The 24,504-nt window shown below is 73.0% G+C and carries 29 protein-coding genes; 1 reads left to right on the forward strand and 28 read right to left on the reverse strand.

All coding sequences use genetic code 11. The annotated features are described in order from the left end of the window. Positions 1-853, reverse strand: an 853-nt coding sequence (locus tag AOM09_RS00045; protein ID WP_156162158.1) for a HAMP domain-containing protein, incomplete at its 3' end; no start/stop codon positions are given. Between the two features lie 185 nt (positions 854-1,038). Here AOM09_RS00045 and AOM09_RS00050 point away from each other — a divergent pair. Then, positions 1,039-1,677 carry a M15 family metallopeptidase gene (locus AOM09_RS00050; RefSeq protein ID WP_062382435.1) on the forward strand — a complete coding sequence of 213 codons (639 nt, stop codon included), beginning with the start codon at positions 1,039-1,041 and terminating at the stop codon, positions 1,675-1,677. Between the two features lie 124 nt (positions 1,678-1,801). Here AOM09_RS00050 and AOM09_RS00055 read toward each other — a convergent pair whose 3' ends face one another. The 27 genes from AOM09_RS00055 to AOM09_RS00185 all read right to left on the reverse strand — a co-directional run bounded on the left by AOM09_RS00055 (position 1,802) and on the right by AOM09_RS00185 (position 24,504). Next, on the reverse strand, positions 1,802-2,293 hold the full coding sequence (locus AOM09_RS00055; RefSeq protein ID WP_062382439.1) for a hypothetical protein: 492 nt from the start codon (positions 2,291-2,293) through the stop codon (positions 1,802-1,804). Positions 2,294-2,298: 5 nt separating this feature from the next. Further along, positions 2,299-2,661: a response regulator gene (locus AOM09_RS00060; RefSeq protein WP_062382442.1), complete on the reverse strand. Its 363-nt coding sequence runs from the start codon at positions 2,659-2,661 to the stop codon at positions 2,299-2,301. Positions 2,662-2,707: 46 nt separating this feature from the next. Further along, positions 2,708-3,178: a chemotaxis protein CheX gene (locus AOM09_RS00065; RefSeq protein WP_062382445.1), complete on the reverse strand. Its 471-nt coding sequence runs from the start codon at positions 3,176-3,178 to the stop codon at positions 2,708-2,710. Beyond that, entirely contained in the window at positions 3,175-3,558 is a 384-nt protein-coding gene (locus AOM09_RS00070; RefSeq protein ID WP_062382448.1) for a response regulator, read from the reverse strand. The genes AOM09_RS00065 and AOM09_RS00070 overlap by 4 nt, the downstream gene beginning before the upstream one ends. Further along, on the reverse strand, positions 3,555-4,367 hold the full coding sequence (locus tag AOM09_RS00075) for a CheR family methyltransferase (RefSeq protein WP_062382451.1): 813 nt from the start codon (positions 4,365-4,367) through the stop codon (positions 3,555-3,557). The genes AOM09_RS00070 and AOM09_RS00075 overlap by 4 nt, the downstream gene beginning before the upstream one ends. Then, on the reverse strand, positions 4,364-5,425 hold the full coding sequence (locus tag AOM09_RS00080) for a protein-glutamate methylesterase/protein-glutamine glutaminase (protein ID WP_062384308.1): 1,062 nt from the start codon (positions 5,423-5,425) through the stop codon (positions 4,364-4,366). Before AOM09_RS00080 ends, AOM09_RS00075 begins: the two co-directional genes overlap by 4 nt. A 90-nt stretch (positions 5,426-5,515) precedes the next feature. Then, on the reverse strand, positions 5,516-5,935 hold the full coding sequence (locus tag AOM09_RS00085) for a chemotaxis protein CheW (protein WP_062382455.1): 420 nt from the start codon (positions 5,933-5,935) through the stop codon (positions 5,516-5,518). A gap of 1 nt (position 5,936) precedes the next feature. Beyond that, complete coding sequence (locus AOM09_RS00090) at positions 5,937-8,144, reverse strand: chemotaxis protein CheW (RefSeq protein WP_228375012.1); 2,208 nt, start codon at positions 8,142-8,144, stop codon at positions 5,937-5,939. Positions 8,145-8,261: 117 nt separating this feature from the next. Then, a complete protein-coding gene (gene csrA / locus AOM09_RS00095) occupies positions 8,262-8,495 on the reverse strand; it encodes a carbon storage regulator CsrA (protein ID WP_062382463.1) in 234 nt (77 codons plus the stop codon). Positions 8,496-8,532: 37 nt separating this feature from the next. Continuing rightward, entirely contained in the window at positions 8,533-9,744 is a 1,212-nt protein-coding gene (locus tag AOM09_RS00100; RefSeq protein ID WP_062382466.1) for a serine/threonine-protein kinase, read from the reverse strand. Next, a complete protein-coding gene (locus tag AOM09_RS00105; protein WP_062382470.1) occupies positions 9,722-11,779 on the reverse strand; it encodes a flagellar biosynthesis protein FlhA in 2,058 nt (685 codons plus the stop codon). Before AOM09_RS00105 ends, AOM09_RS00100 begins: the two co-directional genes overlap by 23 nt. 46 nt (positions 11,780-11,825) lie before the next feature. Further along, positions 11,826-12,929, reverse strand: coding sequence for an EscU/YscU/HrcU family type III secretion system export apparatus switch protein (locus AOM09_RS00110; protein ID WP_228375013.1), 1,104 nt, complete (start codon positions 12,927-12,929; stop codon positions 11,826-11,828). After that, entirely contained in the window at positions 12,926-13,708 is a 783-nt protein-coding gene (locus AOM09_RS00115) for a flagellar biosynthetic protein FliR (RefSeq protein ID WP_062382476.1), read from the reverse strand. The genes AOM09_RS00110 and AOM09_RS00115 overlap by 4 nt, the downstream gene beginning before the upstream one ends. 1 nt (position 13,709) lies before the next feature. Further along, a complete protein-coding gene (fliQ, locus tag AOM09_RS00120; RefSeq protein WP_062382480.1) occupies positions 13,710-13,982 on the reverse strand; it encodes a flagellar biosynthesis protein FliQ in 273 nt (90 codons plus the stop codon). Next, complete coding sequence (fliP, locus tag AOM09_RS00125) at positions 13,982-14,812, reverse strand: flagellar type III secretion system pore protein FliP (RefSeq protein WP_062382483.1); 831 nt, start codon at positions 14,810-14,812, stop codon at positions 13,982-13,984. Before fliP ends, fliQ begins: the two co-directional genes overlap by 1 nt. Beyond that, positions 14,809-15,291 (reverse strand): FliO/MopB family protein, encoded by a 483-nt coding sequence (locus AOM09_RS00130; RefSeq protein WP_062382487.1) that lies wholly within the window; start codon positions 15,289-15,291, stop codon positions 14,809-14,811. The genes fliP and AOM09_RS00130 overlap by 4 nt, the downstream gene beginning before the upstream one ends. Positions 15,292-15,293: 2 nt before the next feature. Beyond that, complete coding sequence (gene fliN / locus AOM09_RS00135; RefSeq protein WP_062382490.1) at positions 15,294-15,989, reverse strand: flagellar motor switch protein FliN; 696 nt, start codon at positions 15,987-15,989, stop codon at positions 15,294-15,296. Beyond that, entirely contained in the window at positions 15,986-16,909 is a 924-nt protein-coding gene (locus AOM09_RS00140; RefSeq protein ID WP_062382493.1) for a flagellar motor switch protein FliM, read from the reverse strand. Before AOM09_RS00140 ends, fliN begins: the two co-directional genes overlap by 4 nt. A gap of 136 nt (positions 16,910-17,045) precedes the next feature. After that, the gene (locus tag AOM09_RS00145) at positions 17,046-17,579 is read right to left on the reverse strand and encodes a flagellar basal body-associated FliL family protein (protein WP_062382497.1); all 534 of its coding nucleotides are present in this window, start codon (positions 17,577-17,579) and stop codon (positions 17,046-17,048) included. Beyond that, entirely contained in the window at positions 17,576-18,502 is a 927-nt protein-coding gene (locus tag AOM09_RS00150) for a flagellar motor protein MotB (RefSeq protein WP_062382500.1), read from the reverse strand. Before AOM09_RS00150 ends, AOM09_RS00145 begins: the two co-directional genes overlap by 4 nt. Continuing rightward, positions 18,499-19,266 carry a motility protein A gene (locus tag AOM09_RS00155; protein ID WP_062382503.1) on the reverse strand — a complete coding sequence of 256 codons (768 nt, stop codon included), beginning with the start codon at positions 19,264-19,266 and terminating at the stop codon, positions 18,499-18,501. Before AOM09_RS00155 ends, AOM09_RS00150 begins: the two co-directional genes overlap by 4 nt. Beyond that, complete coding sequence (locus AOM09_RS00160) at positions 19,266-19,541, reverse strand: flagellar FlbD family protein (RefSeq protein ID WP_082098681.1); 276 nt, start codon at positions 19,539-19,541, stop codon at positions 19,266-19,268. The genes AOM09_RS00155 and AOM09_RS00160 overlap by 1 nt, the downstream gene beginning before the upstream one ends. A gap of 200 nt (positions 19,542-19,741) precedes the next feature. After that, on the reverse strand, positions 19,742-20,947 hold the full coding sequence (locus AOM09_RS00165) for a flagellar hook protein FlgE (protein ID WP_062382506.1): 1,206 nt from the start codon (positions 20,945-20,947) through the stop codon (positions 19,742-19,744). A gap of 32 nt (positions 20,948-20,979) precedes the next feature. After that, a complete protein-coding gene (locus AOM09_RS00170; protein WP_062382510.1) occupies positions 20,980-21,405 on the reverse strand; it encodes a flagellar hook assembly protein FlgD in 426 nt (141 codons plus the stop codon). An 11-nt stretch (positions 21,406-21,416) separates the two neighbouring features. Then, a complete protein-coding gene (locus AOM09_RS15605; RefSeq protein WP_267127873.1) occupies positions 21,417-22,697 on the reverse strand; it encodes a flagellar hook-length control protein FliK in 1,281 nt (426 codons plus the stop codon). 5 nt (positions 22,698-22,702) lie between these two features. Next, positions 22,703-23,155, reverse strand: a complete 453-nt coding sequence (locus AOM09_RS00180; RefSeq protein ID WP_062382517.1) for a flagellar export protein FliJ — start codon at positions 23,153-23,155, stop codon at positions 22,703-22,705. Then, entirely contained in the window at positions 23,152-24,504 is a 1,353-nt protein-coding gene (locus tag AOM09_RS00185; RefSeq protein WP_062384311.1) for a FliI/YscN family ATPase, read from the reverse strand. Before AOM09_RS00185 ends, AOM09_RS00180 begins: the two co-directional genes overlap by 4 nt.

Raw genomic sequence — 24,504 nt, forward strand, 5'->3', positions numbered from 1 at the left:
CCGCAGCAGCAGCCACCGTCACCGCCGACGACACCACACCCGCCATCGTCTCCCGCAGGGACTCGCGGGCGCTCGCCAGGGACCGGGCCATGTCGCCGATCTCGTCGTTGCTGGTGACGTGCGCCTCGACGGTGAGGTCGCCGTCCGCCATCGCGTCGATGGAGGTCTGCAGCTCGCCCGCGGCGACCTTGATGCGACGCGCGAGGACGATGCCGAGGCCGAGCGCGATGATCACGCCGACCACCACCACGACGGTCACCAGGAGCTTGGTCGCGGCCACCGCGGAGTCGCTCTCGGCCATGTCGGCCTCGATCTGGGGACCGATCTGGTCGGTGAGGCCCGCGACCGCGGCGACCATCGCGTCGCCCAGCTCGGCGCGCTCCTCCTTGGTGATCTCCTCGCCCGTGTAGGCCGGGTCGAAGGCGGAGGCTTGCGCGAGCTTGTACCGCTCGTAGACCGCGACGCCGTCGCCGCCGTCATCGGCCAGCGGCACCCCGAACAGCTCCTCGAAGGTGGTGCCCAGCGTCGCGAACTCCTCCTCGAAGGACGCCTGCAGCGTCTGCAGCGTCGCGTAGTCGGTCGCGAGGTCCTCGGGGGCGGACGCACGGAGGCGCAGGCTCTGCGCGCGCATCTGCCAGAAGGCGTCGGTGAGCTCGGCGACCGCGAGGTCCGCGCGGTAGGCGCGCTCCGTGATCGCCTTCTGGTCGACGCCTTGCGCTCCCATCTGCACGATGGAGAAGACGCCGACGGCGGCGAGGATCGCCACGACGATGCCGAACGCGCCAAGGATCTTGGCCGTCAGCGGGAAGCGGCGCGCGGTGGCGCCGGCGGTGAGTCCGTCCGAGTTGTCCATGACATCTCCAAGATCGCGTACAGCTGAGGGGGTTGACGCTGTTCTCATCGGCCCTGGGACGTGCGTGGTGAGCGTTCGCCCGGTGCGGCGCGTGTCACGCTTCCGCCGCCCACGGATCCCTCACCGGCGCCCGCTCGGAGCCGATAGGCACCCGGATACCCACGTCAGCACCACCCGGAGGGCCCATGGACGCGATCAGCGCGATCAGCCAGCGCATCAGCGAGATCCACTCGCTCATCGGTGCCGTCGCGCCCTCGTCCGTCGCGACCGCGTCGTCCGCGGCCGCGGCGTCGACCGCGACTACGGCGAGCGCGGCGCTCGCGCTGCTCGGCTCCTCCGCATCGTCCGCCTCCTTCGAGGAGCTGCTGACCGCGGCGACGTCCCAGACGGGCACGCTCACGGCGGCGTCGACGCAGCTCAACGCCGACGGCGTGCCGGTCGCGCTGGCCGGCTACGGCAACGGCCGGATCCCGGCCGAGGCGCTGAGCCCGATCACGGGATCGTCGCAGCGCATGTGGGGGCCCGCGGCGGAGCAGCTCAACCGCCTCATGGCGGACGCGAGCGCGGACGGCGTGACCATCGGCGTGACGGACGGCTACCGGGACTACGACACCCAGGTGAGCCTCGCCGCGAGCAAGGGCCTGTACAGCCAGGGCGGTCTCGCGGCGGAGCCCGGGACCAGCCAGCACGGATGGGGCCTCGCGGCGGATCTGAGCCTCGACTCGACCGCGCTGGCCTGGATGCGCGAGCACGCGGCCGACTACGGCTTCGTCGAGGCCGTGCCGCGCGAGTCGTGGCACTGGGAGTTCCAGCCCGGCGCGTAGGTGCGCGTGGGCGTCCCGCTACAAGTCACGGATGTCCGGCGTCTCGATCCGGATCCTCCGTGCGGATCCGGATCGAGACTCTCGTGGTCCGTGACTTGTGGCGATAGGTGGCGGGCCGGCGCCGTCAGTACGCGACGACCACCGAGATGCGCCCCGAGCCGTAGCCCTGGATCTCGAGGGCGCCGTCGATGCGGCTCCCCTGCAGCAGGCACAGGTCGTTGACGTCCGCGGGCAGCGTCTCGCGCGGCGCGAACGTCTCGAGCAGCTTGAGGTGAGGCGTGTCCGGCTTGTTGAACATCGACGCGGCGACGTTGAGGATCTCCGCCATGTTGTCGAACATGGGCGGCGTGACGAGCCCGTCCTTGACCGCGGCCTCCGCCCCCACCTGGGGCATGAGCGCGATCGCCGAGCCGGCGCGTGCGGTCAGCGGCACGTCCGCGAGCGCGACCGCGGCGAGGTTGCCCAGGTCGTCGACGTACATCGCGACCGTGGCGCCGTCGAGCGGGTCGACGCGCCTCGCGGTGCCGTCCCACTCGACCTCGCGGCCCAGCATGCCGGCGAACAGCTCACGGATCTCGAACGCGGTCGGGACCGGCGTCGTGCGGGTGGTCTCCATGGCGCTCACCCGATGAACGGGTCGATGGTCTCGCGGAAGATGTCCGCGGTGAACGGCTTCGCGATGAGGAACAGCGCACCCGCCTGCTCCGCCTGCTCGCGCATCTGCGGCGAGCCCTCCGAGGTGACGAACGCGAACGGCGTCTCGTCCCCCTCGGCGCGCAGCGCGCGCAGCAGGTCGATGCCCGTCATGTTCGGCATGTTCCAGTCGGACAGCACGAAGTCCGGACGCGACGCGCGGATCTTGCCCAGCGCATCGGCCCCGTCCTCGGCCTCCTCGATCTCCCACCAGTCGTAGCCCGCCTGGCGCAGCGTGCGGACCACGATCTGCCGCATCACGCGGCTGTCATCGGCGACGACCACCTTCATGACGTCGACCTCCCTTCTTCTTGCACAACAGTTCTGCGAGCGGCGGCTACGGCAGGAGCCACAGCGCCACGGTGAGCGGCGCGCCGCGCCAGCTCAGGCATGCGTCCACGAGCACGGTGCCGTCCCCGAGCGGCGGCGCGGCGTGCGCCACCACGGGGATGGTGAGGGTGCCCGGGTGCGTGACCAGCGACTTCACGTTGCCGCACACCACATTGGCGACCTCGCCGACGGCGTCCATGAAGTCCTCGTCCGTCACCTCCGCGTCGTCCGGCAGCGCGAGCAGCGCGCGCGTGATCGCCTCGCCGGTCTCGCGGCCGGTGCCGATCACCACGCGCACGATCTGCTCGTCGGTGACGTCCACCCAGGTGTAGCGCGGGTCGACGAGCTCGGGGCGGGATCCGACCCAGTGGTGCACGTGGCCCGGCTCCGCATCGATCATGGTCGCGAAGAGGTCCTGCGAGATCTGCAGCAGCGGGTCCGTGTCGAGCACGGGCGCCCAGTCGATGGTCGCGGTCACACCGACACCCCGGTCTCGATCAGGCCCAGGTAGTCGAGCTTGTCGATGATGACGTCCGCGGTGAACGGCTTGATCACGTACTCGTGGGCGCCGGCCGCGAGGGCGCGGACGATCTGATCCTGCTCGCCCTCCGTGGTGACCATCATCAGCGTGATGTCGCGGTACTCGGGTCGCTTGCGCGCGGCCACGATGAACTCGTAGCCGTTCATCACCGGCATGTTCCAGTCGATGCAGCACAGCCGCACATCGGGGTGCTGCTCGAGGCGCATGAGCGCCTCCTGACCGTCGCCCGCTTCGATCACCTCGAAGCCGACGTCCGTGAGGATCGTGCCGACGATCCTGCGCATCACGCGCGAGTCGTCGATGACCAGGGCCTTCATGCTGCCTTCCCTTCCCGGGGCCGGTACAGGGCGCCGCCCGCGACGGGCACACGCTCCCAGATGTCGTCGACGCCGATGGTGCTCTCCGCGGCGCCCAGGAACACCCAGCCGCCGGGGGCGAGCACCGACCGCACGCGACGCATCACGTCACGCTTGGTCGCCACGTCGAAGTAGATGAGGACGTTGCGCAGGAACACGACGTCGTACGGTCCGCCCAGGGGCGGCGCATCGAGGAGGTTGTGGCGCCGGAACGTCACGGTCGACCGCAGCCGCTCGTGGACCTCGAACACGGGCCCCTTGCGCGCGAAGTGCTTGACCAGCAGGGGAGCGGGCAGGCCGCGGCTCACCTCGAGCTGCGAGTACTGACCGGCGCGGCCCTTGGCGAGCACCTCCTCGGACAGGTCCGTCGCGACGATGCTGGTGCGCACGTCGGGGAAGTGCTCGGCCATCGTCATCGCGATGGAGTACGGCTCCTGGCCCGACGAACACGCCGCCGACCACACGCGCAGGTGCTTCCCGCGCCGCGCGATCGTGTCGGGGACCACCACGTCCTTGAGCACCGTGAACGGGTGACGGTCGCGGAACCACGACGTCTCGTTGGTGGTGAGCGCCTCGACCACCTGATCGTGGAGCGTCACGTTCGCGCGCACGGCCCGGATGTAGGCCTCGACGTCCGCGACGCCCGCCAGCCGGGCGAGCGGCGCGAGCCGGCTCTCGACCAGGTACTCCTTGCCGCTCTCGAGCTGGATGGCGCTGCGGCGGCGCACGAGCGTCGCGACGAAGGCGAACGAGTCGGGTGCGAGCGTCATGCGACGGCCCCCGTCCCGATCGGGCGCGCCTGGATAGCGCGGGCCATGGCCGGGGCGATCGCCTCGAGCGGCAGGATCTCGTGCGCGAGCCCCGCGCCGGCGACGGCGCCGGGCATGCCCCACACCACCGAGGTCGCCTGGTTCTGCGCGATGGTGCGGCCGCCCGCGTCGACCAGCTCGCGGGTGCCGTCGCGTCCGTCCGAGCCCATGCCCGTGAGCATCACGCCGAGCAGGTCGCCGCCGTAGACCTTCACGGCCGAGCGGAACAGCACGTCCACCGCGGGACGGCAGAAGTTCACCTGCGGCCCGCGGTTGAGCGACGTGATCACGGCGGTCCCCGCGGAGCGCACCTCGAGGTGCAGGTCGCCGGGCGCGATGTAGACCGTGCCCGGCGTGAGGGTCTCGTTGCCGGCCGCCTCGATCACGCGCGACGGGCCGATGCGGTCGAGCCGGGCCGCGAGCTGCGTGGTGAACATCGGCGGCATGTGCTGGACCACCAGGACCGGCACGGGCAGCGGCGCGGTGAGCGCCCCGAACACCTTGGACAGCGCCTCGGGGCCGCCGGTCGACGAGCCGACGACGATCGCGCGCGGGGGACGCGCGGGGGCCGTCGCGGCGCGCGGGCGCGCGTTCGCGGCGGCGACCGGCGTCGCCCCGCACAGCGCCTTGACCTTGGGGATGAGCTGCGACGTGATGACCCGGATGGCCTCGGCCGGGTTGGCGACCTGCGTGGGCTTGGTCGCGTAGTCCGAGGCGCCGGACGCGAGCGCGTCGAGCGTCGCCGAGGCGCCGTGCGACGTGAGCGTCGAGAACATGACGATGGGCGTGCGCACGCCCGAGCGGCGCAGCTCACGGACCGCCTCGATGCCGTTCATCACGGGCATCTCGATGTCCATGGTGATGAGGTCGGGCTTGAGCGCGGCGACCTTGGTCAGCGCGATCGAGCCGTTCTGCGCGACGCCAACCACCTCGATGGAGGGGTCGGAGGCGAGCGACTCCGAGACGATGCGGCGCACCACCACGGAGTCGTCGACCACGAGCACCCTGATGGGCGCCATCACGGCCGCCTGACCGCGGCCGTCGCGGGGGCGACGGCGACGCAGCACTCGTGTGACATGGGGGCTCCTGAACGGGGAAGGGGAAGGGGGTCAGACCTGGGCGGCCAGGTCGACGTCGAGCGCGAGCAGCAGATCGTCGTCGAGCGAGTACACGCCGGTGACGAAGTCGCGCAGCGCGGGCTCGAGCGTGGGCGGCGGCGAGCCGTAGCGGGACGCGTCGATCTCGAGCACGTCGCCCACCTGGTCCACCAGGAGCGACACGGGTTCGCCGTCGACCTTGACCACCATCATCATCGGCTCGTCGTCCTCGCCGAAGGCCTCGCGGCCCAGCCGGACCCGCAGGTCGACCAGCAGGACCACCTGGCCGCGGAGGTTGACCAGACCCGCGACGCCCTTCGGCGCGTGCGGGACCGGGGTGTGGGCCTGCATGCGCAGGGCCTCCTGCACCCGGGAGACGTCGATGCCGTAGAGGCAGTCGTCGAGCTTGAACGTCGCGAGCTGGTGTCGCATCTCAGTGCTCCGATCCGACGCCGACGAGCTCGGCGTCCTGGGCGTCGTAGAAGCGTGCGTCAGCGTCCCGCACGGTCGTCTCGAGGTCGAGCAGCTCCGTGACCCGGCCGCGGACGATGATCGACCCGAGCAGCCCGAAGCCGGAGACCTCAGAGCGGTCCTCGGTCGCGCACTCGACGATGTCGACCACCTCGTCGGCGACCAGCGCCACCGAGCGATCGCCGCGCTGGCACACCACCACGGCGAGCTCCTCGCGGAACGTGGTGCCCATGCCCAGGATCTGCGCGAGGTCCACCACGGGCGTGATCCGCCCGCGGTACTGCATGACCAGCGAGCCGGAGACCCGCTCGAGCACGTCCATGGGGAAGCGCTCGAGGCGCGTCACCATGCCCATCGGCATGGCGACCTGGCGGTCCTCGCCGACGGACACGATGAGCATCTGCTCCGTCGCGCCGGTCTCGGCGACCACGGCCTCGCGATCATCGCCGATGGCCTCCTGCAGCTCGAGCGCGCGTCGCGCCACGGCCGGGATGTCGAGGATGAGGGTGACGGAGCCGTCGCCGAGCAGCGTCGCGCCCGCGTAGAGCCCGATGCCCTTGACCGCCGCCGAAATCGGCTTGGCGACGATCTCCTCGGTGTTGCGCACGTGATCGACCAGGAGGCCGAACCGGCCCCCGTCGGCGTGCATGACCGCGATGACGGCGCCCACGAGCGACTCGCGCGGCGTGCGGTCGAGCACGTCGCGGAGATCCACGAGCGGCAGCAGGCGACCGCGCAGGCGGAACACCGGCGCCTCGCCCACGTACTCGACGCCCGTCTGCTTGTCGTCGATCGCGAGCAGCTCGAGGAGGTTGATCTGCGGGATCGCGTAGGTCTCTGCGGCGCACTCGACGGTCAGCGCGGGCATGATCGCGAGGGTGAGCGGGATGCGCAGGCGCCACGTGGTGCCGACGCCGACGGTCGACTGCACGTCGACCACTCCGCCGATCGCGTCGACCTTGGTCTTCACCACGTCCATGCCGACGCCGCGGCCGGACACGTGGGTGACCTTCTCCGCAGTCGAGAAGCCGGGCAGGAACAGCAGCTGGAACACGTCCTGCGGCGCGAGGTCGGCCACATCGGCCGCGGAACGCAGGCCGCGCTCGACGGCCTTCGCCGCGATGGCCTGCGGGTCGATGCCCTTGCCGTCGTCCGCGATCTCGATGACCACCTGGCCGCCCTGGTGGTACGCGCGCAGCGTGAGCACGCCCTGCGCGGGCTTGCCCGCGGCGGTGCGCTGCTCGGGCGCCTCGATGCCGTGATCGATGGCGTTGCGGATGAGGTGGGTCAGCGGGTCCTTGATGGCCTCGAGGACGCCGCGATCGAGCTCGGTCTCCTTGCCGATCATGTCGAGGCGCACCTGGCGGCCCAGCGAGGCCGAGATGTCGCGCACCATGCGCGGCACCTTCGACCAGACGTTGTCGATGGGCTGCATGCGGGTCTTCATGACGCCCTGCTGCAGCTCGGTGGCGATGAGCGCGAGGCGCTGCGTCGCGTGCACCAGCGCCGGGTCGTCGAGCTCGGCTGCGATGCTCGTCATCGCGTTGCGCGCGAGCACCAGCTCGCCCACGTGGCGCATGAGCGCGTCGAGCACCTCGACGTCCACGCGGATGGAGGACTCGGTCGCGGAGCGCACCGGGGCCTCCTCGGCCGCGGTCGGCTCGGGCGCCGGCTCGGGCTCGACCGGTTCCGCCGCGGCGGCGGGCGCGGCCGGCAGCACAGCGGCGGGCTTGGCAGGCAGCACGGGCGCGGGTGCGGACGATGCGGCGGGCGCCTCGGCGGCGGGGGCCTCCTCGCCGTCGAGCACGGCCTGGATCGCCGCGACGACGGTCGTGGTGTCGAGGTCGCCCTCGGCGCCCGTCGCCTCGATCGCGCCCAGGATCTCGCGCACGCAGTCGACCATGGTGAGCAGCACGTCGGTGGTGCGCTGGTCCATCTCGCGCTTGCCGTCGCGCAGCTCCGCGAGCAGGCTCTCGCCCACGTGGGTCACGCCCTCGAGCGCCCCGAAGCCCAGGAAGCCGCTGGTGCCCTTGATCGTGTGGATGGTGCGGAACACCGAGCTCAGCAGCGAGCGGGATCCAACCTCGCTCTCGAGCGCCACCAGATCCGAGTCGAGCTGGTCGAGGTTCTCGTAGCTCTCCACCACGAACTCGCGGACGATCTCGTCCATCGCGTCCATAGAAATGCTCCCGTCGCCCGTCGTGGCGGCATCGCCGCCGTGTCGGGTGACCCATCGGCACGCGTCCCACGGTGGTGAGCAGTCCGCGAGCGCGCTGCGGGAGCGGGGTCAGGTGGCGGGCGGGGCGAGCTTCTTGAGCCCCTCGACCGCCGCATCGTCCACCGAGGCGGAGGCGGCGTTCTCGCGCTCGATCGCCTCGAGGATCTCGGCGCGGGTGACGCGGATCTCGCTGGGCGCGTCGATGCCCAGGCGCACGCCGTCGGAGCGCACGTCGAGGACCGTCACCACGATGTCGGTTCCAATGACGAGCTTCTCGCCGATGCGGCGCGACAGGACAAGCATGGGTCAACGTTATCGGCTCCGCGCCGAACCCGACGAACTACCCGCGCGGACGCGCCTCGCGGGCACGATGCGCACCGAGCGCCTGGTCGAGCCGCGCGGCCCACACCACCGCCGTCGCCGGCAGCCCGTCCAGCCAGGCGACGGGCAGGGGTCCGCCGAGCAGGCGGCCGGGATCGGGAAGCCCGGTCGCCCCCACGATCGCGACCGCGTCGATCCGCCCGGCAGCGCGCAGGTGCTCGACGGCCTCGCCGGGCACGTCCTCGGGAGCGCACGCGAGCCAGCACGCCTGCGCGCCGAAGGCGTCGAGCAGCGCCTCGGCCGGCGCACCGCCGGCCTCCTCGTCGATGCCGAGCGCGACGATCGCCGGATCCGTGCGCCGCGCCTCCTGCGCGATGCGTTCCCGGAGCGCCCGTGCGCCGGCCGCGGAGCGGATGCGTCGCCCATGCCCCGGCGTGGCCGGGGCGTCGCCCGCGAGCGCGACCGCCGTGGCGGGCATCCCATGCCATTGCGCCACCTGGCTCGCGACCGCGAGCGCGCGCTCGGGCTCGCCCAGCACCACCAGGAGCTCGCCCGGCTCGAGCGCGGACGCGGTTCCCGCGAGCCGGCGCGCCAGCGGCGCCAGCGTGCACGGGCCGTCCGTCGCGAGCGCCTCTGCGGGCACCCCGAGCGCCACCAGCTCCTCCGCCGTCGGATCAGCCGGGTCGGCCACGGGCGCGTCGAGCCGTGCGACCACCCGGTCGGTGGTCGCGGCGGAGGGGAAGCGGGCGGGCGTGAACTCGCGCGCCTCGGACGCGACGTTCCCGCGCCGCGCGGGGACGGGCACGTGGAGAGGCGCGGCGGGCGCCTCCGGCGGCTGCGGCGTGGCGACCAGCCGCGCGAGCAGCGCCGCGAAGTCGTCGGAGGCCTCGGACGCCTCCGCCGGCGCGGCCTCGGCGACGCCGCCGCGCCCCACCGCGGCGAGCAGCTCGCGGCTCACGGCCGCGACATCGGCGAGCTCGTCCGCCAGCTCCGCCGCCGCATCGTCCACCCGCACGCCGGGAACCAGGGACGATGCGGGACGCAGCGGCGCCTCGGACGCGTCGGGCACCTCGAGGGTGAGCGAGTAGGACTCCCTGGCGAAGAGGCCCAGCACGCCGCCGGTGCGCACACGCTCGGCGTGCACCACCCTGACCTCCGGGCCGTGCTCGTCGCGGGCGCGCACGAGCAGCGCCTCGGGGTCGGCCCCCTCAAGCAGCAATCGCCGCGGCATCGCTCACCACCCCCACGGCCTCGACCTGGAGAGGCGCGCAGGTCACCTCGGAGTAGGACAGCACCGGCACCAGCGGCATGGTGGCCGCCACCGTGCGCCGGAGCGCGGGGCGCAGCACCGGCGCGCACGCGAGCACCGCCTCGTGGCCGGCGCGCTCGAGCTCCGCGAGCCTGCCGCGCAGCGACGCGAGCATGCGTTCGAGGCGGTCGGGGTCGACCGCGAGGATCATGCCCTCGTCGCCCGGGCGGCGCGCCTCGACCAGGTGCTGCTCGAGCAGCGGGTCGAGCGTGAGGACGCGCAGCACGCCGTCCTCGGCGTAGGGAGCGGCGATGGCGGGGCCGAGAGCGGCGCGGGCCGCCTCGACGAGCCCCTCGGGGTCGGTCGCGACCTTGGCGCGCAGCGTGAGTCCCTCGAGGATGCGGGGCAGGTCGCGGATGGACACCCGCTCCGCGAGCAGGCCGTGCAGCACGCGCTGCACCTCGCCCAGCGACAGCAGGCCGGGGATGAGCTCGTCGACCACGGCGCGGTCGAGCTGCTTGACCCCGTCGACCAGCACGCGCACGTCCTCGCGGCTGAGCAGGCGCGGCGCGTTCTCGGTGATGATCGAGCCCAGGTGGGTGACGAGCACCGAGACGCGGTCCACCACGGTCGCGCCGGCGAGCTCCGCCTGCGCGCGCACCTCCGCGGGGATCCAGCGGCCGGCGAGGCCGAAGACGGGCTCGCGCACGGGCGTGCCCACCAGGTGGTCCAGGTGGTCGCCGAGCGCGAGGAGGCGACCCGCGGGAGCCTCGCCGCGGCCCACCTCGACGCCGGCGATCTTCACCACGTAGGTGGAGCGCGGGAGGTCGACGGAGTCGCGGGTGCGCACCGGGGGGATCACCAGGCCCAGGTCCATCGCGACCTTCCGGCGCAGCCCCTTGACGCGTGCGAGCAGGTCCTGCTCGGAGCCGCCGCCGACCAGGTCCACCAGGTCGGGGGCGAGCTGGATCTCGAGGGCGTGCACGCGCATCTGCTCCATGAGCGCCTCGGGCGAGTCGAGCTCGGGGGCGCCCCCCGGGGGCGCGGCGGGCAGCTCGGCGGCCTCCGCGGCGCGGAGCCGGTCGCGGGAGCCGACGCGCTGGCCGGCGATGAGCAGCACCCCGCCGACGAGGATGAAGGGCAGCTTGGGCAGCCCCGGCACCAGCGCGAGCGCGATGGAGGCCGCGCCCGCGATGAGCAGCGCGGTGCGCGACTGCGTGAGCTGCGCGCTGGTCGCGGTGCCCATGTCCGCGGACGCGGTCGCGCGCGTGACGATGAGACCGGTCGACACCGACAGCAGCAGCGCGGGGATCTGCGACACCAGGCCGTCGCCGATGGTGAGCATCGAGAACTTCTCGATCGACTCCTGCGGGGACAGGCCCATCTGCATCATGCCGACGCCGAAGCCGCCGACCAGGTTGACGATGGTGATGATGATGCCCGCGATCGCGTCGCCCTTGACGAACTTGGAGCCGCCGTCCATCGCGCCGTAGAAGTCGGCCTCCGCGGCGACGTCCGCGCGGCGCTGGCGCGCGGTGTCCTCGTCGATGAGGCCCGCGTTGAGGTCCGCGTCGATCGCCATCTGCTTGCCGGGCATCGCGTCGAGCGTGAAGCGCGCGCCCACCTCGGCCACGCGGCCGGCGCCGTTGGTGATGACCGCGAACTGGATCACCACGAGGATGAGGAAGATCACCAGGCCGATGACGAGCGAGCCGCCGACCACGATGTCGCCGAACGCGCCGATCGCCTCGCCCGCGTAACCGTCGCGCAGCACCAGGCGGGTCGACGCGACGTTGAGGCCCAGGCGGAACAGCGTGAGCACCAGCAGGAGCGACGGGAACACGGAGAAGTCGAGCGGCCGCTTCACGTACATCGACGTGAGCAGCACCACGAGCGCCATGCCGATGTTGAAGACGATGAGCAGGTCGAGCATCGCCGCGGGCAGGGGCACCACGAGCAGCAGGACGATGCCGACGACGCCGAGCGGGACGCCGAGGGTGCTGAGCTGGGACTTCACTGGGGTCCCTCCTTCTGATGGCGGGGGTGGACGATGCGCGGGATGGTCATGCGGCGACCACCTCCGCCTGGGGGTCGCGGTGGACGCCGGCGGCGGCGCCGCGGCGCTTGAGCGCCATGACGAAGGCGAGCACGCGCGCGACGGCGGCGTAGAGGTGCGCGGGGATCTCCTGACCCACCTCGCATGAATCATGGAGGGCGCGGGCGAGCGGGACGTCCTGCACCATCGGCACCTGCGCGTCGCCGGCCTTCTCGCGGATCCGTGCCGCGATGTGGCCGCGGCCCTTGGCGATGACGCGCGGGGCGCCCGTGCCGGGCTCGTAGCGCAGCGCGACCGCGACGTGCGTGGGGTTGACCATGACCACGTCCGCGTTGGCGACCTCGGCCATCATGCGGTTGCGGCTCATCGCGATCTGGCGCTGGCGGATCTGGCCCTTGATGTGCGGGTCGCCCTCCGACTGCTTGTGCTCGTCCTTGATCTCCTTCTTGGACATGCGCGTCTGCTTGCGGTTGCGCCTCATCACCACGAGCGCGTCGAGCCCGGCGAGCACGAAGCCGGCGATGACCGCGATCTTCACCAGGTCCATCGCGCCGCCGACCGCGAGGTCGAGCGTCGCGGGCAGCGAGTGGGCGCCCGAGCCGATGAGCAGCGGCACCACGCCCTGGATGACGGTGTAGAGCACGATGCCGATGGCGGCGGCCTTGAGCGCCGCCTTGGCGCCGTTCCACCACGCCTGGGCGCCGAACACCTTCTGGAACCCCTGCTTCGGGTGGAAGTGCTTGAAGGACGGCTTGAGCTTCTTGGGAGCGACGTGGATCCCGCCCTGCGCGGCGGCGGCGACCACGGCGGCCAGCACCGAGGCGCCGAGCATCGGCGCGAGGGTGCCGAGCATCGAGGCCATCGCGTCGCCGAGCATCTCGACGGCGACGCGGGCGTCGGGCGCCGTCGCGATCGCGTCGACGCGCGCGAGCTGGGTCTGCGCGGCCGCGCGGCCGCTCGTGACGACCATGGGCAGGGTGATGACCACCGCGCCGATGACGAGCCACGCGGAGAGGTCCTGCGAGCGCTGGAGCGAGCCCTCCTTGCGCAGCTTCCTCATCCGCTGCGGGGTGGCCTTCTCGGTCTTCTCGCCGCCTTCGTCCTTGCTCACCATGCACCCCCGCCCACGAGTCCGGTCGCGCGATCCGTGAGCCCCGAGATCATGGCGGGCAGGCCCAGGAAGGCGATCGACCCGAGCGACAGCGTCACCAGGATCTTGAGCGGGAAGCCGAGCGCGAACGCGTTGAGCGCCGGGGCGACGCGGGTGAGCAGGCCCAGGCCCACATCGGTGAGGAACAGCACCGCGATGAGCGGCCCGGCGATCTGCAGCGCGGCGAGCATCATGTCCGCGACGCCGCCCGTCATGAGGTCCGCGAGCACCGCGAGGTCCATGCCGCCCGCGAGCGGAAGCGCGTCGAACGAGCGCACGATGCCGGCGATGAGCAGCTGGTGACCGTCGGAGGCGAAGAGCAGCGCGAGCGCCGCCATCGAGTAGAAGCGGCTGAACTGGGCGCCGTTGGTGCCGCTGGTCGGGTCGAAGGCGGCGGCGACCTCGAACCCTCCGAACAGGTCGATGAGGCCGCCCGCGGTCTGCACGGCGGCGAACACCAGTCGCACCAGGAAGCCGAGCGCGAGCCCGACGAACGCCTCGACCACCAGGGCGCCGACGATCTCCCCGGTGCCGGACACGAGCATCGCGCCCTGCACCAGCTCCGACCGGGCGGCGGCCGCGGGACCCACCGCGAGCGCGATGCCCAGCGACAGCGCGACCTTGACCGTCCCCGGGAACGCCGTGACGTGGAACGGCGGGGACACGACCAGGAACGCCAGCAGGCGGACGCTCACGAGCATCGTGGTCTCGAGCCAGCCCAGGTCGAAGGCGAGGTCCACGTCAGCCCGCCAGCAGCGAGGGGAGCGTGTCGAAGAGCCCCTGGGTGAAGGTGATGGCCTCCTGGATCATCCAGTGGCCGCACACCAGGAGGGCGATGCCCACCGCGATGGCCTTGGGGACGAAGGAGAGCGTCGCCTCCTGGATCTGCGTGACCGACTGGAACAGCGACACGGCGAAGCCCACGACGAGCGCGGTGATGAGCATCGGCGCCGCGAGCTTCGCGGCGAGGATGAGCGCGTCGAGCCCCACGTTGAGGACGGCGGAGGTGTCCATCAGCCGTAGCTCCCCACGAGCGCGGAGATGATCAGCGTCCAGCCGTCGACCAGCACGAACAGCAGCAGCTTGAACGGCAGGGACACCATGACGGGCGGGAGCATCATCATGCCCATCGACATGAGCGCGGCGGACACGACCAGGTCGATCACCAGGAACGGCACGAAGATGACGAAGCCGATGATGAACGCCGCGCGCAGCTCCGACAGCATGAAGGCGGGCATGAGCGTGGTGAGGGGCACGTCCGCCGCGGTGGCGGGGTTGGCGGCGTCCGCGGCGCGCGTCATGAGCGCGATGTCGGACTCGCGCGTGTGGGCGAGCATGAACTCGCGCAGCGGGTCGATCGCGGCCTGCAGGCCCTCGGCGAACGTCATGTCGCCCGCGAGGTAGGGCTGCACGCCCAGGTCGTTCATCTCCGACAGGACGGGCGCCATGATGAACATCGACAGGAACAGCGCGAGGCCGGCGAGCACCTGCGCGGGCGGCGTCGACTGGAGGCCGAGCGCGTTGCGGGTGAGGCCGAGCACCACGAGGATCTTGGTGAACGCCGTGGTGAGCAGCAGCAGCGAGGGCGCGACGGACAGCAGCGTGATCGCGATGAGCACCACGATCGAGGTGGACGGAGCCCCGTCCGCGCCGTAGATGTCGATGCCGACGGTGGCGTCGACGGCGGGAGCGGTGGGCTCGACCGGCGACGTGGGGGCGTCAGGCCCGGAGGGCGCGGCGAGCGCCGGGGACGCACCGATCAGCAGCGTCGTCGCGAGGACGACGGCAAGCAGGATCGAGCGCCGCATGGCCCGCAGCGGGGCCCCGAGCGCGACTCGGTTCATGGACGACGGTTGGTCCGTTCTTGCAGCGCCACCACCGCCTTGCGCCACGTGTCGGGCGCGAGGATCGATCCGTCGAGGGGTGTGCGCTGCCCTCGGACGTCGGCCATCCGGGCCGCCGTCGGGTGAGAGCTGTCGGTGAGGGTGCCGGGCTCGGAGGCGAGGGCCCGCCCGAGGTCGGCGTCGAAGTCGTGCGTCCCCACGGGACGCGGGTCCGGCTCGGGCTCCGCCGCGGGCGCATCGCCCGCATCGTGCACGAGCGTGACGCCCTGGTCGCCGTAGCCGACCACGAGGCGACGTCCTGCCACCTCGACGACCGCGAGGCCGCTGCGCTTGGTCAGCTGCTGGCGCCCGAGGACCGCGAGGGTCTCGCGACGATGTGCCCGGCCACCGGCCTGCAGGCGGCGGGAGAGCCACCACATCAGGCCGAGCACGGCGACCAGCGAGAGGCCGACGCGCAGCACGAGCACGAGCGTGTCCATCGTCAGATGCCGCCGTCCGTGATGATCTCGGAGATGCGGATGCCGTAGTCCTCGTCGATCACGACGACCTCGCCGCGCGCGACCAGGCGGCCGTTCACCATGACGTCGGCGGGGGCGCCCGCCGAGCGGTCGAGCTCGAGCACCGTGCCGGGGACGAGGTCGAGCACCTGGCGCATCGGGAGACGCGTCCGGCCGATCTCGGCGGTGAGCACCAGCTCGACGTCGTGGAGGACGCGCATGCGGGCGCGGGTGGAGTCGGGGTCGGCCGCCGCGGGGGCGGCGGGCGCCTTCGCGGCTGCGCGGACGCGCAGCCCGAACCACGCCTGGGCGACGCCCGCGGCGTCGACGAGCGCGAAGGACTCGGTGTCGGCGTCGGCGAGCGCGTCCCCGAGCTCCTCGACGCGCGCGGTGTCGAGCACGCCGGCGCCGAGCGTCGCGGCCGCGGCCTCGAGCGCGGGGCGCAGGATCTCCGCCGCGGTGACGTCGCCGCCGGCGGCGGCGAGCGCGTCCGCGATCGCGGCGTCGGCCGCGAGCACGAGGTCCGCGCCGGTCGCGCCGACGAAGTGGGCGCGCACGCACGCGGTGCCCGCGGCGGGCGCGGTCGCGGCGTCGAACGGCGCGACCGTGAGCGGGGTGGCGCTCGGGAGCTGGGCGACGAGCTGCTCGGCTGCGGCTCCCGCGGTGGTCAGGGTGGTCATGCTTCCTCCTCGGTCGCGACGACAAGACAGGCGGCGCGCGTGCCGTTCGCGCCGATGGCGGCGTGCGCCAGGATCACGTCGCCGACGACCACCTCGAGCGGGCGGTCGGCGGCATGCCCGAGGGGCACGATCGAGCCCACCTCGAGCGCCGCCACGGCGGCGGCGGTCATCTCCCGCCCGGTGAACCGGACGGCGACGGGCAGGGGCACCTCGCCCATGCGGTCGGCCAGCTGGTGCACCGCGGCATCGTGCTCGCGCTGCTCCTCCGGGGTGCGCCCGTCCTGGGCGTCGGAGGTGCGCAGGAGGGCGAGCATCGGCTCGGCCATCAGCATGAGCGTGATCGGCGCGGTGACGGGGCCGAGCGTGAGCTCGAAGCGCGCGACGACAACCTGCTCGGAGGCCGGCACCAGCTGCATGAAGCCCGGGTTGTAGCGCACCGACTTCACGGAGAAGGACACCTGGCCCACGGTCGCGAGGCCGTACGCGAGGTCGTTGCACGCGTACTCGAGCATGTCGCTCATGAGCTTCCACTCGATCTCGGTGAGCTCGCGGAACGGCAGGTCCAGGTCCATCGCGGGGCCGCCGAGCATGCAGTCGACGAGCGTCATGGTGGCGCCCGTGGGGAGCTGCAGCAGCGCGGCCGTCCTGCTCGGGTCCATCTGGAGGACCACGGCGGTGGTCGAGCCCGGGAGCGAGTCGATGTGGTCGCCGTAGGTGAGGATGTCGAGGCGCTCGAGGCCCACGGTGGTGAGCACGCCCAGGCGCGAGGTCAGCAGCGTGCCCCACTGGCGCGCGAAGCCCTGCAGCCCCACCTCGAGGGCGCGCGCATGCTCGCGCGTCAGCGTCATCGGCTGGCGGAAGTCGTAGAGCTCGGGCACGCCGGAGCCACGCTTGCGTCGCGCGGGGGTCTGGGCAGTCACGCCGCCCCCATCGTCCGTACCGGGTCCGTGGTGAGGGTGCCGCCGCGTTTCCGGGCATGGCTACGCACGGGATGTGACGAACGTCTCCCCGTCGCACCCCTCACCCGGTCGGTGGGCCGCCGTCGCGGCCCGCGCGCTACTGGGTCACGAAGTCGGTGTAGTACACCCCCAGCACCTCGCCGTGATAGAGCTCCTCGAGCTCGGCGGCGAGCTCTGCCTTGAGCTCCTCACGGACCTCCTCGTTCATCAGCTCGTCCATCTGGTGGCCGGAGAACAGCGCGATGGTGGCGTCGAGCGCCAGCGCGGGGTCGACCTCGCCGTGCCCCTCGGCCCCGAGCTGGAGGCCCAGGCCGATGCGCAGGTAGTGACCGCCCTGCAGGTTGAGCGAGATCGCGTCGACCGTCTGCACGTCGCCCAGCTCGACCGGCTCCTCCGCGACCTCGGCCGCGGGGTCCTCGGCGCCCGTGCTCGCGCCCGGCCCGGCGAGGAACCAGTACGCGCCGGCGGCGATGACGAGGACGAGCACGCCGATGATGAGCGCGGGCAGGCGCTTGCGGCCCTTCGGCTGCTCCGGCTCGGGCTCGGGCGCGGCCGCCGGGGGCGCGGACAGCGGCGAGGGGCGCGTGCCGATCGTGGGCCGGGGCGCCATCACGCGGGTCTCGTTGCTCATAGGTCTCCTGCCTCCTTCTCTGTCGCTGCGGCGACCAGCTGGGCGCGCAGCTCCTCGGGCGTGAGGGCGCCCGTCTCGATGGCCTCGGCGATCTCCGGGAGCAGCGCCCGGACCTCCTCCGAGGCGGACGACTGCACCACGATGTCGACGCGGCGGTTGCTCTCGAGCGCCGCGTCGGAGCGCCCCGCGACGGCCGGGCGCGCGTCGCCGTAGCCCGTGGCCGCGACGCGCTCGGGCGCGATCCGGCCGGACTCGACGAACCGGCGCAGGACGCGGGTCGCGCGCTCGCTCGACAGCTCCCAGTTGGACGCGAAGTTGGACGAGGGCAGGGTGTTCGCGTGGCCCTCGATGGACAGCTCGCGACGCTCGGCGCGCAGCGGGCCCGCGAGGGTGTCCACCACCTTGCGCGCCACCTGCGTGAGATCCGCGGTGTCCGCGTCGAAGAAGACGTTGGAGCCCACCAGGCCGACCACCAGGCCGCGCTCGTCGATCTGGAACGTGACGTTCGCGTCGAGGCCCTTCTCCGCGAGGCGCTCCTCGAGCTCCTTCCGGACGTCGCTCAGCTGCTCGTACTCGCGCGCGGCGGCGAGGAAGTCGAGCGTCTCCTGGGAGATCGGGGTCGCCTGGCCGCCTCCCTCGGCGCCCTCGGTCGCGACCGTCGTGAAGTCAGGCGCGATCTCGAAGGACTCGAGACCGAGCATCGTGCCGGTGGAGCCGGGGATGATCGACGCGGCCTCGTGACCGAAGCCGAGCGCGAGCGACTGGCGCAGCTCCTCGAACTTCTCCTGGTCGATCGCGGACATCGCGTAGAGGACGATGAAGGTCGCGAGGAGCACCGTCATCATGTCGGCGTAGGAGACGGCCCACCGCTCGTGGTTCTCCGCCTCCTCCTCGTGGCTCTTGCGACCGCGGCGCGCGCTCACGCCGCCTCCTTCTGCTTGCCCGGGTCGCCCACGAGCGCGCGCAGGCGGGCCCCGACCACGCGCGGCCCGGAGCCGGCCTGGATCGCGAGCATGCCCTCCATCGCGAGCTCCATGTGGGCGGCCTCGAGCTCGGACACGCGCTTGACGCGCGCCGAGATCGGCAGCCAGATGAGGTTAGCGGAGAGCAGGCCCCAGAGCGTGGCGACGAAGGCCGCGGCGATCATGTGGCCGATCGAGGAGGGGTCCGCAAGGTTCTCGAGCACGTGGACCAGCGACACCACCGTGCCGATGATGCCGATCGTGGGCGCGAAGCCGCCCATGTCCGCGAACAGCTTCGCGACGGACCGGTCGGCCGCGCGGCGCCCGTCGATCTTCGCCTCCATCATCGCGCGGAGGTCCTCGGGGTCCGTGCCGTCGATCGCGGCCTGGAGTCCGTCGCGCAGGAACTCGTCGTCGACGTCGCGGGCGGCGTCCTCGAGCGCGAGCAGGCCCTCGCGACGCGCGCGGTCGGCGAGCGACACCACCAGCTCGACGGTCTCCTCGGCATCGCGCCTCTTGTACATGAGGTAGCGGCCGAGCCCGGTGAAGCCCCCGATGAAGTCCGCGAGCGTGGTGGTCGCGAGGCCCGCGCCGATGGTGCCGCCGATGACCAGCAGCATCGGGCCGGGCAGGATCACCGACATCGGCGACGATCCCTCGAGGAAGATCGACACGATGATCGCGCCGAACGCGACCGCCATGCCGATGAAGGTGGCCGGATCCATCAGTCGACCTCGGGCGTGACGCTGAGGTGGGCGCGGCTGCGGCGCGGCGGCATCGCGTCGGCCTCGGCGGCCTCGTTCGCGATCTCGATGGAGCGGGCGACCATCGCGGCGCGGTGGTCGTCGACGATGCGGATGACCTGGTCGAGGTCCTCCTTGACCAGCAGCTTGGTGCCGTCGACGAGCGTGACGATCGTGTCGGGGGTCGCCTCGGCGCGCTGGATCAGATCCGGGTTGACCGCGAAGCGCTGCCCGTTGAGGCGCGTCAGAGAGATCACGCGTGCACCATCCTGGTAGTTCTCGCGGGCCCATCCGTGGGCCCGACGTTCATCTCTCCCATCGGCGCGCGTGACCGACGTGTGAGACGTCTCCGGCCGATCGCCGCCGCATCGTGGCACGGGGTGACACCTGCGCATGCCGCCCGGGACGCACGACGCCGGCCCCCCGCGACGCGCGCGAGGGGCCGGCGTGGGCGGGGTCAGCGCTTGAGGTTGACCAGCTCCTGCAGGAGCTCGTCCGAGGTGGTGATGACGCGCGAGTTCGCCTGGAAGCCGCGCTGGGCGACGATGAGGCTGGTGAACTCCGAGGACAGGTCCACGTTCGACATCTCGAGCGACCCGCCCGTGAGCGAGCCGCGACCGCCCGAGCCCGCGGCGCCCACCTGCGCGTCGCCCGAGTTCACGGTGGCGGCGTACAGTGACGAGCCGGTCTTCTCGAGGCCGCCCGGGTTGGTGAAGTTCGCGAGCGCGACGCGGCCGATGGCCTGCTTGAGACCGTTCGAGAACGAGCCCATGAGCGTGCCGTCGGAGTTGATGATGAAGGACTGCAGGCTGCCGGCGGGGCGGCCGTCCTGGTCCTCGGCGGCGATGGTCTCGAGCCCCGCGTACCCCGTGAGCGTGGAGAGGTCGACGCCGACGGCGGGGAGGCCGCTCGCCGCATCGGCCGGGAAGCTCGGGAAGGTGAGGCCCGAGATGGCGCCCGCGGTGTCGAACGTGATCGAGCCGGTCTGGGTCGAGGACGTGCCGGCGATCGAGCCCGCGATGTCCCAGCCGGTCGCGGTCTTGGTGAACGAGAGGTTGAGCGAGCGCGCGGTGCCGGTGCCGTCGTAGATGTCGATCTGGCGGTTGAGCACCGTGCCGTCGGCCGCGTCGGCCGGGAGGTTGCCCGCGTACGAGACGTTCGAGGTCGCCGCGGCACCCATGAGAGTCGAGATCGGAAGGCGCAGCGGGGAGACCGCCGCGTTGAGGTCGACGCCGCCGGCCGCATCGGCCGCCCAGCCCTGGACCAGGCCGCCGTCGGGCGTGACCAGCTGGCCGAGCGAGTCGAAGGAGAAGGCACCGGCGCGCGAGTAGAGCTGCTGCCCGTCCTTCTCGACCACGAAGAAGCCGTCGCCGTTGATCATCATGTCGGTCGAGCGGTTGGTGAGCTGCGCCGCGCCCTGCTGGAAGTTGGTGACGATGCCGGCGACCTTCACACCGAGGCCCACCTGGGCCGGGTTGGTGCCGCCGACGCCCTGCTGGGCGCCGCCCGCGTTCTGGAGCACCTGGGACAGCGTGTCCTGGAACTGCACCTGGGAGGACTTGAAGCCCGCGGTGTTGACGTTGGAGATGTTGTTGCCGGTGACGTCGAGCATCGTCTGGTGGGCGCGCAGGCCCGAGATGCCGGAGAACAGGGAACGGAGCATGGTCGACTCTCTTTCGTGGAGGGGGAGGCCGGCTATGCGCCGGTGGGGGTGACGGACATGATCGCGTCGAGGGCGATCTGCTCGTCACCGACGGTGAGGGTGGGGACGGAGTATGCGAAGGACGCCGACTCGGCGACGCCCTCGACGATCTCGCCGGAGGCGTCGGTGTACGTGACCTGCTTGCCGACCATGTCGGACGCGGCCATGCGCATCGTCAGCGCGAACTGCTCCTGCATCGCGGTGTTGAGCTCGGTGAGCTGCTCCATCGAGGCGAGCTGCACCTGCTGCGACATCATCTCGTTGGTGTCCATGGGGGACGAGGGATCCTGGTTCTGGAGCTGAGCGACCAGGAGGCTGAGGAACATCTCCGAGTCGTACTCCTGTGACGCGGTGGATGCGGTGGCGCCGCTGGTGAGGGACGACACGGTGGTCGTCGCGGACACGGGATCGATGCTCATGGGCTCTCCCTTCAGAGGACCAGGTCGACGCCGCCGGGACGGACGGACGTCGGGAGGGACGATGCCGGCGCCGCGGGTGCGGCGACGGTCCGGGTGGGGGTGGGGACGAGCGGGCGGCCGCCCGCGGACGGCTCGTCGGCGTCGCCGCGGGGGTCGCCGCCGAAGCTGGTGTCGGAGCCGAGGTCGAGGTCGGCGGACATGCCCGCGGCCTCGAGGTCGCGGCGCAGGTCGGGCAGCGCGGCGCGCAGCGCCTCGCGGCCCGCGTCGGTCGAGCCGAGCAGCTGCATCGACACGCCGTCCGGCGTGATCGTCGCGATCACGCGCACGTGCCCGAAGGTCTCGGGAGTGACCGAGATCCGCAGCTGGTGCTCGCCCTGCGGGAGCTGGCGCAGCTGCGTGAGCGGCGCCGCGAGCTGCGACGCGAGCGGCACCTGCCGCGCGGGCGCGGCGGGGGACGATGCGGGGGCGGCCTGGGCGGGGGCGGCGGGCTCGGTGGTCGTGGGCGCGATCGCCGACGTCGGCGCCTCGGCGACGCGGGGCGTCGCAGCGAGGGGCGGCTCGACGTCGTCGGCCTGCCCGGCCGTCGCCGCAGGCGCCTGGGGAGCGACGGTGGCGAGCGGCGCGGCGACAGGGGCCTCGTCGACGTGCGTGACGGTGGCCGCCGGCGCCGGGGCGGGGACCTCGAGGGGCGCGGCCTCCGGCTGCGCGGTCGACGCGGTCGGCACGGTCGCGGCGCCGGGCACGGCCGGAGGCGCCGCGGGCTGCGCCGGGGCGTGGTCGGCGCCGTCCGGTGCGGGGGCCTGCGTCGCCGGGGGCGCGGTCGTCGCGGCCGCGGCGGCCGCCGCGAGCACGGCCGGCCGGATCGCCACGGTCGCCGGGGCGACCGCGGGCTCGACCGCGGGCGCCTCGCCCTCCGTCGTCGGCGTGGTCTCACCCTCGGACGTGGGGGCGGCCCCCGCGACTGCGGCGGCGAGTGCCTCCGCGAGCGGGGTGCCGGGCGCGGGCGTCGTGGCGGGCTGCGCGACAGGGGCGGCGGTCGGGGTCGCCTCGCCGGCCGCGGCGTCGTCCTGCGCCGTCGCGGCATCCGTCGACCGCGCATCGTCCTTCTGCTCGCGGCCGACGCGGCGGTGCCCGTCGGCCGAGCGCTCGGGACGGTCGGGGCGCTCGGGACGGTCGGGCCGGTCGGCGCGATCCGACGCCTGCGAGAGCTCGCGGGCGAAGGCGTCGCCGTCTCCCGCGGCCTTCTGCTGGGCGGACGCGCGCGCGGGCTGGGGCGCGGGCGCCAGGGGCATGACGGTCACTGGTCCTCCTCGGTGGCGCGGCGCAGCGCCGCCTCGTCGAGCACCACCTGCTCGGCGCGCAGCTCCTCGGCCACCACCTCGTCCTCGTGGCGGTCGCGCAGGCGCTCGATCATCGACGCTTGCGTGCGGGCGCGGTTCCAGGTCTCGGACGCGCCGTCGGCGCGCGCCTCGGCGACCGCGAGCGCGGTCTGCAGCTCCTGAACCCGCGCGGCGAGCGAGGCGCGCGCCGCGACCATGGCGCTCCATGAGCGCGCGAGGTCGGAGCCGTCCTCCTCGCCCTGGAGGCGCGGGTCGCGGAACTCGAGGCCCGCGAGCTGGGTGCGGGCGGTGCGCACCGCGGTCGCGGCCTCGTCGCGTGCGCGGTTGGCGCGGGCGAGGTCGGCCGCGGCCTGCTCCTCCGCGAGCGCGCGCGTGCGCAGCAGCCCGGCCAGGGGGAAGCGCCTGCTCATGCGTGGACCCCCATCTGCTGGACCAGCATCGCGAGGCGCGCCCACGCCTCGTCGGCGGGGATCGCGTGGTCGACCGCCTGCGTGAGGAAGCCGTCGATGGCGGGCGCATGCGCGACGGCGGCGTCCACCAGCGGGTTCGACCCCGCGGCGTAGGCGCCCACGTCGAGCAGGTCCTGCGCGCGCTTGCGCGCCGCGAGCACCTGGCGCAGCGCGAGCACCAGCGCGCGCTGCTCGGAGGTGGTGACGCGGCTGGCGACGCGGGAGATCGAGCCGAGCACGTCGATCGCCGGGTAGTGGCCCGCGACAGCGAGCTCGCGCGTGAGCACCACGTGGCCGTCGAGGATCGAGCGGGTGGCGTCGGCGATGGGCTCGTTGTGGTCGTCGCCGTCCACGAGGACCGTGTAGATGCCGGTGACCGAGCCGGAGGCGTCGGTGCCGGTGCGCTCGAGCAGCTGCGCGAGCATCGAGAACGTCGACGGCGGGTAGCCACGGGTGGCGGGCGGCTCGCCCACCGACAGGCCGATCTCGCGCTGCGCCATCGCGACGCGCGTGAGCGAGTCCATCATCAGCACCACGTCGCGGCCCTGCGAGCGGAAGTCCTCGGCGATGCGCGTGGCGACGAAGGCGGCGCGCAGGCGCACCATCGCGGGCTGGTCGGAGGTCGCGATCACCACGACCGACCGCGCGAGGCCCTCCGGCCCCAGGTCGTCCTCCAGGAACTCGCGCACCTCGCGGCCGCGCTCGCCGATGAGCGCGATGACGCTCACCTCGGCCTCGGTGCCGCGCGCGACCATCGACAGGAGGCTCGACTTGCCGACGCCCGAGCCGGCGAACAGGCCGATGCGCTGGCCCCGGCCCACGGTGGTCATGGTGTCGAGCGCGCGCACGCCCAGGCCCAGCGGGGTGTCGACGCGCGCGCGGTCGAGAGCGGACGGCGCCGTCGCGTCGACGGGGACGCGGCGCGCGTCGGGACCGGTGAGCACCGATCCCTTGCCATCCATGGGACGGCCGAGCCCGTCGAGGACGCGGCCGAGCAGCTGCGGCCCGGCAGGCACGGTGAGCGGGCGACCGGTCGCGCGCGCGGCCATGCCGACGTGCAGTCCGTGGACGGGGCCGAGCGGCATGCACCGCAGCGCGGTCGGGGTCACCGCGACCACCTCGGCCTCGGTCGAGCGTCCCTCGCCGATGTCGATCGCGACCAGGTCGCCGACCGCGCCCTGGAGCCCCGCGACGTCGACGGACAGGCCCACGATGGAGGAGACGGAGCCGACCAGCTCCGGCGCGGCCGCCGCGACGGCGCGCGCGAGCAGCGGCGAGCCCGCCGTCTCGGACGGCGCGCGATCGAGCAG

The sequence above is a fragment of the Demequina iriomotensis genome (assembly GCF_000971395.1).
GTDB lineage: Bacteria > Actinomycetota > Actinomycetes > Actinomycetales > Demequinaceae > Demequina > Demequina iriomotensis.

Bases quoted from the DNA above. Each gene is read 5' to 3' on its own strand.
- AOM09_RS00050 (WP_062382435.1), top strand. From the start codon at position 1,039: ATGGACGCGATCAGCGCGATCAGCCAGCGCATCAGCGAGATCCACTCG.
- AOM09_RS00055 (WP_062382439.1), bottom strand. From the start codon at position 2,293: ATGGAGACCACCCGCACGACGCCGGTCCCGACCGCGTTCGAGATCCGT.
- AOM09_RS00060 (WP_062382442.1), bottom strand. From the start codon at position 2,661: ATGAAGGTGGTCGTCGCCGATGACAGCCGCGTGATGCGGCAGATCGTG.
- AOM09_RS00070 (WP_062382448.1), bottom strand. From the start codon at position 3,558: ATGAAGGCCCTGGTCATCGACGACTCGCGCGTGATGCGCAGGATCGTC.
- AOM09_RS00075 (WP_062382451.1), bottom strand. From the start codon at position 4,367: ATGACGCTCGCACCCGACTCGTTCGCCTTCGTCGCGACGCTCGTGCGC.
- AOM09_RS00080 (WP_062384308.1), bottom strand. From the start codon at position 5,425: ATGGCGCCCATCAGGGTGCTCGTGGTCGACGACTCCGTGGTGGTGCGC.
- AOM09_RS00085 (WP_062382455.1), bottom strand. From the start codon at position 5,935: ATGCGACACCAGCTCGCGACGTTCAAGCTCGACGACTGCCTCTACGGC.
- AOM09_RS00090 (WP_228375012.1), bottom strand. From the start codon at position 8,144: ATGGACGAGATCGTCCGCGAGTTCGTGGTGGAGAGCTACGAGAACCTC.
- csrA (WP_062382463.1), bottom strand. From the start codon at position 8,495: ATGCTTGTCCTGTCGCGCCGCATCGGCGAGAAGCTCGTCATTGGAACC.
- AOM09_RS00100 (WP_062382466.1), bottom strand. From the start codon at position 9,744: ATGCCGCGGCGATTGCTGCTTGAGGGGGCCGACCCCGAGGCGCTGCTC.
- fliQ (WP_062382480.1), bottom strand. From the start codon at position 13,982: ATGGACACCTCCGCCGTCCTCAACGTGGGGCTCGACGCGCTCATCCTC.
- fliP (WP_062382483.1), bottom strand. From the start codon at position 14,812: ATGAACCGAGTCGCGCTCGGGGCCCCGCTGCGGGCCATGCGGCGCTCG.
- AOM09_RS00130 (WP_062382487.1), bottom strand. From the start codon at position 15,291: ATGGACACGCTCGTGCTCGTGCTGCGCGTCGGCCTCTCGCTGGTCGCC.
- fliN (WP_062382490.1), bottom strand. From the start codon at position 15,989: ATGACCACCCTGACCACCGCGGGAGCCGCAGCCGAGCAGCTCGTCGCC.
- AOM09_RS00145 (WP_062382497.1), bottom strand. From the start codon at position 17,579: ATGAGCAACGAGACCCGCGTGATGGCGCCCCGGCCCACGATCGGCACG.
- AOM09_RS00155 (WP_062382503.1), bottom strand. From the start codon at position 19,266: ATGGATCCGGCCACCTTCATCGGCATGGCGGTCGCGTTCGGCGCGATC.
- AOM09_RS00165 (WP_062382506.1), bottom strand. From the start codon at position 20,947: ATGCTCCGTTCCCTGTTCTCCGGCATCTCGGGCCTGCGCGCCCACCAG.
- AOM09_RS00170 (WP_062382510.1), bottom strand. From the start codon at position 21,405: ATGAGCATCGATCCCGTGTCCGCGACGACCACCGTGTCGTCCCTCACC.
- AOM09_RS15605 (WP_267127873.1), bottom strand. From the start codon at position 22,697: ATGCCCCTGGCGCCCGCGCCCCAGCCCGCGCGCGCGTCCGCCCAGCAG.
- AOM09_RS00180 (WP_062382517.1), bottom strand. From the start codon at position 23,155: ATGAGCAGGCGCTTCCCCCTGGCCGGGCTGCTGCGCACGCGCGCGCTC.